Origin of the sequence: Rhodopseudomonas sp. B29 (genome assembly GCF_000333455.1) — a bacterium.
GTDB lineage: Bacteria > Pseudomonadota > Alphaproteobacteria > Rhizobiales > Xanthobacteraceae > Rhodopseudomonas.
Window position 1 is genome coordinate 1 of the sequence record NZ_BADD01000665.1, and the last position, 10,279, is coordinate 10,279.

At 65.3% G+C, this 10,279-nt stretch carries 11 protein-coding genes; 2 read left to right on the top strand and 9 right to left on the bottom strand.

Going from position 1 to position 10,279, the window contains the following annotated elements:
- The 4 genes from I5M_RS23975 to I5M_RS23990 all read right to left on the bottom strand — a co-directional run.
- Positions 1–249 (bottom strand): alanine racemase (locus I5M_RS23975; protein WP_031337416.1); only part of this gene is annotated, 249 nt, incomplete at its 3' end.
- A gap of 67 nt (positions 250–316) precedes the next feature.
- Complete coding sequence (locus I5M_RS23980) at positions 317–1,813, bottom strand: replicative DNA helicase (RefSeq protein WP_031337417.1); 1,497 nt, start codon at positions 1,811–1,813, stop codon at positions 317–319.
- Between the two features lie 237 nt (positions 1,814–2,050).
- Complete coding sequence (locus I5M_RS34135) at positions 2,051–2,173, bottom strand: hypothetical protein (protein WP_283804880.1); 123 nt, start codon at positions 2,171–2,173, stop codon at positions 2,051–2,053.
- A 344-nt stretch (positions 2,174–2,517) separates the two neighbouring features.
- Entirely contained in the window at positions 2,518–3,768 is a 1,251-nt protein-coding gene (locus tag I5M_RS23990; RefSeq protein ID WP_022723714.1) for a cyclopropane-fatty-acyl-phospholipid synthase family protein, read from the bottom strand.
- A 262-nt stretch (positions 3,769–4,030) separates the two neighbouring features.
- On the opposite strand from I5M_RS23990, the gene I5M_RS24000 reads away from it, so the two are divergent.
- Positions 4,031–4,993, top strand: a complete 963-nt coding sequence (locus tag I5M_RS24000; protein WP_022723716.1) for a hypothetical protein — start codon at positions 4,031–4,033, stop codon at positions 4,991–4,993.
- Positions 4,994–5,059: 66 nt separating this feature from the next.
- Here the strand turns inward: I5M_RS24000 and rplI are convergent, their stop codons facing one another.
- The 5 genes from rplI to I5M_RS24025 all read right to left on the bottom strand — a co-directional run bounded on the left by rplI (position 5,060) and on the right by I5M_RS24025 (position 9,037).
- Positions 5,060–5,644: a 50S ribosomal protein L9 gene (gene rplI, locus I5M_RS24005; protein ID WP_022723717.1), complete on the bottom strand. Its 585-nt coding sequence runs from the start codon at positions 5,642–5,644 to the stop codon at positions 5,060–5,062.
- Positions 5,645–5,698: 54 nt separating this feature from the next.
- Positions 5,699–6,667, bottom strand: a complete 969-nt coding sequence (locus I5M_RS24010) for a hypothetical protein (protein WP_022723718.1) — start codon at positions 6,665–6,667, stop codon at positions 5,699–5,701.
- Between the two features lie 122 nt (positions 6,668–6,789).
- Positions 6,790–7,029: a 30S ribosomal protein S18 gene (gene rpsR, locus I5M_RS24015; RefSeq protein WP_022723719.1), complete on the bottom strand. Its 240-nt coding sequence runs from the start codon at positions 7,027–7,029 to the stop codon at positions 6,790–6,792.
- Between the two features lie 5 nt (positions 7,030–7,034).
- A complete protein-coding gene (gene rpsF, locus I5M_RS24020; protein WP_022723720.1) occupies positions 7,035–7,526 on the bottom strand; it encodes a 30S ribosomal protein S6 in 492 nt (163 codons plus the stop codon).
- Between the two features lie 260 nt (positions 7,527–7,786).
- Positions 7,787–9,037, bottom strand: a complete 1,251-nt coding sequence (locus tag I5M_RS24025; RefSeq protein ID WP_051048828.1) for a GGDEF domain-containing protein — start codon at positions 9,035–9,037, stop codon at positions 7,787–7,789.
- Between the two features lie 260 nt (positions 9,038–9,297).
- On the opposite strand from I5M_RS24025, the gene fabD reads away from it, so the two are divergent.
- Entirely contained in the window at positions 9,298–10,248 is a 951-nt protein-coding gene (gene fabD, locus I5M_RS24030; protein ID WP_022723722.1) for an ACP S-malonyltransferase, read from the top strand.
- Positions 10,249–10,279: the final 31 nt, after the last annotated feature.

The window sequence follows — 10,279 nt, forward strand, 5'->3', positions numbered from 1 at the left end:
TTTGCAGCCGGCCTGCTCCAAGGCGGCGGTGACTGGACCCGCGCCGCAGCCATAGGCGTTGCCTTTGACGACGCCGGGGCCTTCGGTCGGGATTGCGGTCTTCTCGAGCTTGCGCCAATTGGCGACGATGGCGTCGAGGTCGACGGTGAGGACGCCCGGAGTTTCGGCGCGCACGATGTCGCCCGACGCACCATTGTCATGTTCGAGCGCGGCCGCGCCGGCGCTCGTCGCATTTGAAAGCATGTTCATGCCGCACTCTATGCAACGCGGCCGGATCGTTCAACGCCGGCCGGCGTAACTCAGATCCGCTCCGGCATCAGATGCGCTCCGGAAGATGGCTGTCTTCGGACAGATTGCTGAACCGCGTGAACTGGCCTTCGAACTGCAGATCCACGGTGCCGGTGGGGCCGTGGCGCTGCTTGGCGATGATGACTTCGGCCTTGCCGTGCACCAGCTCCATGTCGGTCGCCCATTTCTCGTGTTCGGGCGTGCCGGGCCGCGGCTCCTTGTTCTGCAGATAGTACTCTTCACGAAACACGAACATGACGACGTCGGCGTCCTGCTCGATCGAGCCGGATTCACGCAAGTCCGACAGCTGCGGCCGCTTGTCGTCGCGGGACTCGACCTGTCGCGACAGCTGCGACAGCGCGATGATCGGGATGTTCAGCTCTTTCGCCAGCGCCTTGAGGCTGGTGGTGATCTCGGTGACTTCCTGGACGCGGTTGTCGCCCTTCTTGCTCGAACCCTGCAACAGCTGGATGTAGTCCACCACCAGCATGTCGAGGCCCTTCTGTCGCTTCAGCCGCCGCGCGCGCGCGGTGAGCTGCGCGATCGACAGGCCGCCGGTTTCGTCGACATAGAGCGGCAGCGACTGCAGCTCGATCGAGACGTCGCGGATGGTGTCGAAGTCGGCCTCGGTAATGCCGCCGCGGCGGATTTTGCTGGACGCGATCCTGGCCTGCTCGGCGAGAATACGCGTGGCGAGCTGTTCGGCCGACATTTCGCAACTGAAGAAGCCGACGATGCCGCCATTGACGGTCTTGAAGGTGCCGTCGGGCTGCACCTCGTGGGTGTAGGCCTTGGCGACGTTGTAGGCGATGTTGGTGGCGAGCGCGGTTTTGCCCATGCCGGGACGGCCGGCGAGGATGATCAAGTCGGAGTGCTGCAGGCCGCCCATCTTGTTGTCGAGATCGGTCAGTCCGGTGGCGATACCCGACAATTTTCCGTCGCGCTGAAACGCTTTGGCAGCCATGTCGACTGCGGTCGTCAGCGCCTGCGAGAAACGTTGGAAGCCGCCGTCGTAGCGGCCGGTCTCGGCGAGTTCGTACAGCCGGCGCTCGGCGTCCTCGATCTGCGTCCTTGGTGCAAAGTCTACCGGTGCGTCGAACGCAACGTTGACCATGTCGGTACCGATTCCGATCAGGTCGCGCCGCAGCGACAATTCGTAAATCGTCTGACCGTAATCGTGGGCATTGATGATGGTGGTCGCTTCGGCGGCGAGACGCGCCAGATATTGCCCCACCGTCAAGCCGCCGAGATCGAGATCGGCGGGCAGGAAGGTTTTCAGCGTGACCGGGGTGGCGACTTTGCCAGCCCGGATGATCGCAGCGGCGGTCTCGTAGATGGTCTGATGGATCGGCTCGAAGAAATGCTTGGCCTCGAGGAAATCCGACACCCGGTAGAACGCGTCGTTGTTCACCAGGATCGCGCCGAGCAGGGCCTGCTCGGCTTCGATATTGTGCGGAGCAGTTCTGTAGGCCGGCGCGGTCGTGTCGGGCGCGAGCTTGAGAACGTTCGAATCGGTTGCGGCCATGGGGTCGATTGTCGGCTCGATTTTGTCGGATGCGGGGCGCGACTTAAGCGCCTGTTGCGCGGCCAGCGGAAGCGGCAATCGCGCGTTATGCACCAGTGGCGACAAGGATGTGGAGAAGGCGAAGCGCCCTGCGCGATCGTCTTGACGCTTCGGCCGGCCAAAACGGTGCGCTCCAGCTTGAACCTCGGGTCGGGCGGTTCGACCCATTTGATGGCGCGGTTTCGCAAGCAACGCCCGTCACGACAGGAACAGCCAAGCCAGCCCGGCCAGCGTCGCGGCGAGACCAATCGCGATCAGGGCGATATCGACCACGGAACCGGACGGCATATCGAGGGGAGGTTTGTCGGTTTTTCTGCTCATGGCGGCGAACTAGCGCCATTCGATCGGGAGCAGTCCGTGAGCAGAATCACACGACGCGGCGCAACCGCCGCGGAACGGTTTGAACAGCAGCTTGTTAATGTCCGTTAACGGAAGGTGAGCGGCGATGGCTCGGATGGCAATGGCTGAAGAGACCCTGATGGTGTCCACCACCGCCGCTGCGCACTGCACGGAGGCCGGCGCGGCCGAGCGGGACCGGCTTTGGCTGGAAGCGCTTCTCGAAAACTACGACCGCGCGCTCGAAGTGAATGCGCCCTTACGCTGCAACGAGGGTCTGATGCGCGCGGCGCGCGAACATTTGTCGCGCACCTCCACGGTGACCGAGTTCACTCGCCGGCGAGCTGCAGCTTCGGCTTACAACCGTGCTCCAGAGCGCGGAGCCGCTTCTCCTCGCTGCTGATATAGTCGCGTGTGATCGGTACCAAGCCCTGGCGCTTGGTGATCTGAATCTGGAACACCATGTTGTTCTGTTTGCGGAACGACATCTCCGACGCGGCCAGATAGAACTCCCACATCCGGACGAAGCGCTCATCATACAGCCGCTCGGCGTCTTCGCGGCGGGCGAGGAAGCGTTCGCGCCACGCCTTGAGCGTTTCGGCGTAGTGCAGCCGCAGGATCTCGATATCGCAGACCAGCAGACCGGCGCGTTCGATCGCCGGTAGTACTTCCGACAGCGCGGGGAGATAGCCGCCCGGGAAGATGTACTTGGCGATCCACGGATTGGTGAAGCCGGGCCCCTCGGATCGGCCGATCGAATGCAGCAGCATCACGCCGTCGTCGGTGAGAAGCTCGGCGCAGCGACGGAAGTACGTGTCGTAATGCGCGACGCCGACATGTTCGAACATGCCGACCGAGACGATGCGATCGAACGGGCCGGGGATGTCGCGATAGTCCTGCATCAGAAAGCGTGCGGCTTCCGACAGTCCGCATTCGGCGGCGCGGGAGTTGGAGACCTGAAGCTGCTCGCTCGACAGCGTCACGCCGGTGACGTCGGCGCCGCAGGTCTCCGCGAGATACAATCCAAGCCCGCCCCAGCCCGAGCCGATGTCGAGCACGCGATGCCCGGGCTGCGGAAGTAGTTTGGCGGCGATATGACGTTTCTTCGCGAGCTGCGCGTCGTCGAGCGAACTATCCGGCGTCTCGAAATAGGCGCAGCTGTATTGTTTGTCGGCGTCGAGAAACAGCGAATACAGCCGGCCGTCGAGATCGTAGTGATGAGCCACGTTGTCGCGCGACCGAGTGCGCGGATTGAATTGAGCGATCGACCGTGTCAGGTAACGCGCCCAAGCCTGCAGCTTGGCCCAGCCCGGTGTCCACACCGGCTGATCCATCACGATGGCGAGAAGTTCGGCGATCGAGCCTTGCTCCATCACGAACTCGCCGTCCATGTAGATTTCGCCGAGGGCGAGCTCGGGATCGAGCAACACCCGCTTTTCGGCATCACGGGTTTTGAAGCGGGCGTGAACTGGGGTGCCGGTGCCGTCGCCGCAGGTGAAGGTCGAGCCTTCCGCGGTGGTGAAGGTGATAGAGCCGCGCTTGATGAAGCTGCGGAGGAAGAAACGCAACAATCGGTCCATCGACACAACCCAAAGACCGGACACAAGCCTGCGCCGTTAGTCGCTCAATTCCCGGTCTACCGTTTCGTTCATTATCGTTGGCAGAGATAGACGAACCAAAAGGTAGTCGAGATTTTCAGGCATCTCCAATGTCAAACGGGAGAGGGTGATATGCTGGCCCGTCTCGGCAACAAAGAAGCGTGATCTGTAGCTCCCATTCATCGCATAATCGGCTAAAAGGTCACCGCCGCGGCTGCGGCGATTTTTTGCATCGGAGGATCAAATGTTGAGCCGATTGCTCAGTCCGGCGGCGATGGTGCTGCTGATCGGCTCTTTCGTCCCGGGTACGGCAGCAGCCCAGAATCTCGAGGCCGGCAAGAGTCCATCTCAGATATTTGCAGGCACCTGCGCGGCCTGCCACAAGAGCCCGCGCGGTCTGGTTCGCACGGTGCCGCCGAGTTCGCTGCCGTCGTTCTTGCGCCAGCACTACACCACGAGCCCCGATATGGCTTCGCTGCTGAGCTCGTACCTGGTGTCGAATGGCGGGACGGACACGCGCTACAAGCAGAACGAAGTGCCGAAGGCCGAGGTGACCCCGGGCGCGCCGGAAGAGCGGCGAGGCCGCAAGCCGCGCCGCGAGGAAGAGGCCAAACCGGAAGCCGGTCAGCAGGCCGCGCCGACCGAAGAGCCGAAGCCGCGCTCGCGCCGTGGCCGTCGTCCCGCCCACGCTGAGGAAGCCAATCCGGCGGAAGCAGCGCCGGCCGCAGCCGCCGAGACGCAGGAGGAGCAGTCTCCCAAGGGCCGCAAGCATGGCCGCAAAGGCGCCAAGGGCCATGCGGCGCCTGCCGCCTCCGCCAAGCCTGCGGAGAGCAAGTCCGAGGAGAGCACGGCCGCCAAGCCGGCTCCGGCGACCGAGACTGCGAAGCCGGTCGCTGAGCCGGCCAAGGACAACGGGACCCCGGCAGCGGTGCCTCTGCGAGCCGATCCTGTGCCGGCCGTGACGCCCGCACCCAGCCGGGCAGGGCCGCCGGCTGAGGCCAAGCCGGCCGAAGCGAAGTCCACGGACAGCAAGCCGATCGAGACCAGGCCGACCGACACCAAGGCGACTGAGACCAAGACCTCGGAGCCGAAGACGGCAGAGCCCAAAGCCTCGGAGGCTGCTAAATCCGGCGGCGGATCGACCGCCGCGCCGGCAGCGGCGCCGGACGACGCAACGCCGTCGCCGCCCGTTCCGATCTCGAAGTAACTGCCAAAACAACAAAGCCCGGTCGAACCGACCGGGCTTTGCTTTTTGTGGGCCTCAGCGGCTGGATCAGCCGGCTGCCTGCTCGTCGTCCGGCTGCGCGTCCGGATCGAAGAATTCGCCGGCGGCCGCGATCGCCTCGGCGGCGGCGTCCTGATCTTCCTGGCGGGTCGAGATGTCTTCGCCGCGGTTGATGCGCTCGGCCTCGTCGGCGCTGCGCGCCACGGTCACCGTCACGTCGACTTCGACTTCCGGATGCACGGCGATCACCACGGTGTGCTTGCCGATGGTCTTGATCGGGGCGTCGAGCATGACCTGGCTGCGGCTGATGGCGACGCCGTCGGCCTCGAAGCTGGCGATGACGTCGCGCACCGACACCGAGCCGAACAGCTGGCCGGTCTCGGAGGCCTGACGCAGCACGACGACGTTGCGGCCGTCGATCTTCTCGGCGACCTTGGCGGCTTCGGCCTTGGCCTGGATGTTGCGGGCCTCGAGGTCGGCCTTCATGTGCTCGAACTTCTCGCGGTTGGCGGCGGTGGCACGCAGTGCCTTGTTGCGCGGCAGCAGGAAGTTACGCGCGTAGCCGTCCTTGACGCGCACCAGTTCGCCCATTTGGCCGAGCTTGGCGACGCGCTCCAGCAGAATGACTTCCATTTTTGGTCTCCTTGTTTCGATTTGCGATGTTGAAGGTAGATAAGGCGAGAGTGATTAGTGCGGATCGGGCGGGGTCAGCGAGCGGCGTTGATAGTAGCGCCGGCGCAAGCCGACGACCGCGTCGCCTATACCGAGCAGGATCAACATGACGGCCGGCCACATGAAGATGACGATCAGCGCGTAGGTCGAACTCAGCACGAAGCCGCGATGCCGCGCCGGCAGAGTGAGGGTATGCAGCGTCGCGGCGCCGACCAGTCCGTAGGCGACAGCCAGCGCTGCCGTCACGATGGCGCCGATCAGCGCCAGAATGCCGCCGGCGAAGCTGAGACCGATCGCGACCGACAGCACGGCCAGCGTGGTCGGCGGCAGCGTCGCCGTGCGCAGGTCCGGCCACGGCCGCTGCAGCCGGCCCGACGTCAGGGTGATGCGAGCGGCGAGCCACAGATTGAGGGTCAGCGTCAGCATCGCGATGGTGGCGGCGGCCGAGGGCGCCACGGTCGCCAGAGCATCGATAAGGCGGTCGGTGTCGGCCGAAGAACCGTCGCGACTGCCGAGGGCGCGCTGCAAACCGCTGCGCAGGCCGTCGGTGATGCTGGCGCTGTCGGTGCCGAGCGTGAAGAGCGCTGCCATCGTCGTCAGCGCGGCGAAGCCGGCGGTCCAGACGATGATGCGGCCGACCGGATACCATTCGAGCGTCGGCGCCGCTGCGGGGGCCGGAGAGGCGGGCTGGGGGGCGGAGGCGCGGGCCAGCAAAGCGAGGTGGCCGAGCCAGCACGCCGGTGCCGCAACCGTGACGGCGAAGGCGATGCCATAGGCGAAGCTGAAGACCAGGGCGAGGCCGATCGCGCCGACTAGGCCGCCGATCGCAGCGCCGAGCGCACCCCAGCCGAGCGCCGCCACCATCAGAGGCAGCGGAGCGAGATAGAACAGCAAAAGTGAGATCAGCGCGCCCGAGACGATCGAGGCGAACATCAGTGCCGAAGCACAGCCTGCGGCGAGCGCGATCAGGATCGATATGATCATCAGCTGTCCCGCTCCCTTCGAGCGGTTAGAGGCGCTTGGCCCCAACCATCGGCGACCGGCTCATTCCGGAAGCCTTATGACAAATCAGAAGCCCGCGGCGCGAACGCCGCGGGCGCAGACGATTAGCGAATCACGTAGGGCAGCAGACCGAGGAAGCGCGAACGCTTGATGGCGCGTGCCAGCTCACGCTGCTTCTTGGCCGACACCGCAGTGATGCGGCTCGGCACGATCTTGCCACGCTCCGACACGTAACGCATCAGCAGCTTGGAATCCTTGTAGTCGATCTTCGGCGCGTTCGGACCCGAGAACGGGCAGGTCTTGCGGCGGCGGAAGAACGGACGGCGTGCACCTGCTTCAGCCATGATGCTTACTCCTCGGTCGCAGCGGTGGTTTCAGCGTCGTCGCGGGGGCGGCGCGGGCCGCGATCACCGCGGAAGCCGCCTTCGCGATCGCCGCGACCTTCACGGTCGCCGCGGAAGCCGTCGCCACGGAAGCCGCCTTCGCGGCCGCCACGATCGTCGCGCTCGCGGTCACGATCGGCCTTGCGCATCATCGCCGAGGGGCCTTCCTCGTGCTCGTCGACGCGCACCGTCAGATAACGGATGACGTCTTCGTTGATGCGCTCCTGGCGCTCGATCTCGCTGACGACGGCCGACGGCGCGTCGATGTTCAGCATGACGAAGTGCGCCTTGCGATTCTTGTTCATGCGGTAGGTGAGGGAGCGAAGACCCCAGGCTTCGGTCTTGGTGACCTTGCCGCCCATGCCCTCGATCACGCCGGTGATCTGGGTGGTGAGTTCTTCGACCTGCTGAGTGCTCGCGTCCTGACGCGCGAGAAAAACATGCTCGTAAAGAGGCATGGCCGTCCTTTCCTTTGTGAGCGCAGAACCGGCGGCAAGCCCTTCGAACCCTTCGGAAAGGACTCGACTGCTCAGAAGGCGGAAGCACGGGACGACGGGCCGACTGGCCCTGCCGCATCAAATTCGCCAGATGGAGAAAATGCTGAAGCCGTCCGTTCAGCTCCCGGCCGGGATCTGCGGATGGGCGCCTTATACGGGTTTTCGCCCGGATGGCAAGCGTTCGCGGGTTCAAACCGCTGATTTTGGGCGTTCGGCGCCGCTCAGGCCTGGCCGACAGCGTCCAGCTGGCAGCTGGAAGCCCGCAGCGGGACTTCCGGAACCAGGCCAGGGGCGTCCTCGGTCCATCCAGCTTGGACGGTGGTGCCCTTTCCACGGCGCTTGGCCTCGTACATCGCGTGGTCGGCGGCGCGCAGCAGGTCGTCGGCGGATCGTCCGTCCTGCGGGAAGCCGGCGCATCCGATGCTGACGCCGATGCTGATGGGCTGGTCCTGGCCCAGTTGGAACGGAACAGCGATACCGGCGATCACGGCGTCTGCAACCGCTCCCGCGACTCGCGGCGAGGTGTCCGGCAACACGATGATGAACTCGTCGCCGCCGACGCGGAAGATCATGTCCACCGTTCGGACAGCGCGCCGTAGACGGGCGGCGACTTCCACCAGCACCGCGTCGCCGACGGCGTGACCGTAACGGTCGTTGGCGGCCTTGAAGCCGTCGAGGTCGAGGCAAAGCACGGTGAACGGTTCGGTCTCACGACCAGTTTCTCGTCGTGCGTTGAGTAGTTCATCGAAGCAACGATGCTGCATGGTCCGGTTCGGCAGGCCGGTGAGCCGGTCGTAGTTGGCAAGCCAGCTGTTGGTCTGTTCCGACAGAAACAGATTCAGCAGCACGTGATAATTCTCGAACTGGAGAATGGTCATGCCGACGCCCCAGGCGGGGATCAGCAGCGCGACCAGATAGGTCTGCGGCAGCGGCGAGAACATCATCGCCACCGTGTAGGGCGCGGCAAGAATGCAGATCATCGCCAGTCCGTAGCGCGGCATGCCGGCGTTACGGGACGAGATCGCGCTGGAGAGGCCGGCGATGACGACGGCGGCGAGCACACAAAGCGGCCACTGGCCCGCCATCACGCACAGCACGCAGCCGGCCGAATAGACGGTCGCCCAGACCAGGCCGAGATACAGCGACAGTGCGTTGACCGGCTGCCCGGAGGTCTCGACGCGTACCATCTGATGCGCGGCTTCACGACGAAACATGCCGAGGCTGACTTCGAGTACGACCCAGACATAGGCCCAGGCCGCACCGGTCAGAGCCGCTGCGATCATCGTCATTAGCGTCGTCGAGATGTTGGCCATCAGCAGCGTGCGCGGCTTGGCCTGACTGTGCAGCACGAGCCGCCGCAGGATCGCATCGGGCTGGGGTGTCGGCCCGCTGACCAGCCACTTGATCAACCGCGGCGCAACGATGGCGGGTTGAACCGGCGTTCCGTCGATCGGCATCTGGGTGTCAGTCATGGCGGTGCATCGGATGCTGTTCCTGGGACGCACCGGCATCATCGCCAATAATTCTTGATACTGGGCTTATGCGGGTTCCCCTCCTGCCGACAGGCTGAACAAAGTGTTGCACTGCAGCGCAGCGGAGCCGAGCCCATGTCGGCTGTCGCCCCCTGCGAAAGGGTGAGGAGAGAGCGCTGGAGTTTGGCCCCGTCTGCTTGACATGGCCGGCTCGCGCGGTGTCTTACGTCCCGACTTTCTTGGGATTTTCAGGACCTCACATGACCGCAGCATTCACTTTTCCGGGGCAGGGCTCGCAGGCCGTCGGCATGGGCAAGGCACTCGCCGACGCCTTTCCTGCCGCGCGTGCGGTGTTCGACGAGGTCGATGCGGCGCTCGGCGAGAAGCTGACTGCCACAATTTGGGACGGCCCGGCGGAGACGCTGCAGCTCACCGAAAATGCCCAGCCGGCGCTGATGGCGGTGTCGCTCGCGACGCTGCGGGTGCTGGAGAGCGAGGCTGGCTTGTCCGTCGGTCGCGACGCGGCGTTCGTTGCCGGCCACTCGCTCGGCGAATATTCGGCGCTGGCGGCCGCCGGCAGCCTGAGCATCAGCGACACCGCGCGGCTGCTGCGCATTCGCGGCCGCGCGATGCAGAAGGCCGTGCCGGTGGGCGTTGGCGCCATGGCGGCGCTGCTCGGGCTCGACTACGAGGCGGCCGTCGCTGTCGCGGCCGAAGCTGCGCAGGGCCAGGTCTGCCAGGCTGCCAACGACAATGGCGGCGGCCAGGTCGTCGTGTCCGGTCATAAGGAAGCCGTCGAGCGGGCGGTCGAGATCGCCAAGGCGAAGGGCGCCAAGCGCGCGATGCTGCTGCCGGTGTCCGCTCCGTTTCATTGTTCGCTGATGCAGCCGGCCGCGGAGGCGATGGCCGAAGCGCTCGCCGGCGTCACGATCCAGAAGCCGGCCGCGCCGCTGGTCTGCAACGTGCTGGCGTCGCCGATCACCGATCCGGACGAGATCCGCAAGCGACTGGTCGAGCAGGTCACCGGCACCGTGCGCTGGCGTGAGTCGGTGGCGTGGATGGCCGGTCAGGGCGTCAATCGCTTTCTCGAAATCGGCGCCGGCAAGGTGCTGAGCGGTCTGGTCAAGCGGATCGCCGACGGCGCCACCGGTCTGGCGGTCGGCACCCCCAACGATATCGCGGCCGCCAAGGACGCGCTGGCCGCCGGCTAGGCCGCCTGCAAGCATAAGGAGACAAGAGTGT

Bases quoted from the DNA above. Each gene is read 5' to 3' on its own strand.
- rpsR (WP_022723719.1), bottom strand. From the start codon at position 7,029: ATGGCTGAAGCAGGTGCACGCCGTCCGTTCTTCCGCCGCCGCAAGACC.
- I5M_RS23980 (WP_031337417.1), bottom strand. From the start codon at position 1,813: ATGGCCGCAACCGATTCGAACGTTCTCAAGCTCGCGCCCGACACGACC.
- I5M_RS23990 (WP_022723714.1), bottom strand. From the start codon at position 3,768: ATGGACCGATTGTTGCGTTTCTTCCTCCGCAGCTTCATCAAGCGCGGC.
- fabD (WP_022723722.1), top strand. From the start codon at position 9,298: ATGACCGCAGCATTCACTTTTCCGGGGCAGGGCTCGCAGGCCGTCGGC.
- I5M_RS24000 (WP_022723716.1), top strand. From the start codon at position 4,031: ATGTTGAGCCGATTGCTCAGTCCGGCGGCGATGGTGCTGCTGATCGGC.
- I5M_RS24025 (WP_051048828.1), bottom strand. From the start codon at position 9,037: ATGACTGACACCCAGATGCCGATCGACGGAACGCCGGTTCAACCCGCC.
- I5M_RS34135 (WP_283804880.1), bottom strand. From the start codon at position 2,173: ATGAGCAGAAAAACCGACAAACCTCCCCTCGATATGCCGTCCGGTTCC.
- I5M_RS24010 (WP_022723718.1), bottom strand. From the start codon at position 6,667: ATGATCATATCGATCCTGATCGCGCTCGCCGCAGGCTGTGCTTCGGCA.
- rplI (WP_022723717.1), bottom strand. From the start codon at position 5,644: ATGGAAGTCATTCTGCTGGAGCGCGTCGCCAAGCTCGGCCAAATGGGC.
- rpsF (WP_022723720.1), bottom strand. From the start codon at position 7,526: ATGCCTCTTTACGAGCATGTTTTTCTCGCGCGTCAGGACGCGAGCACT.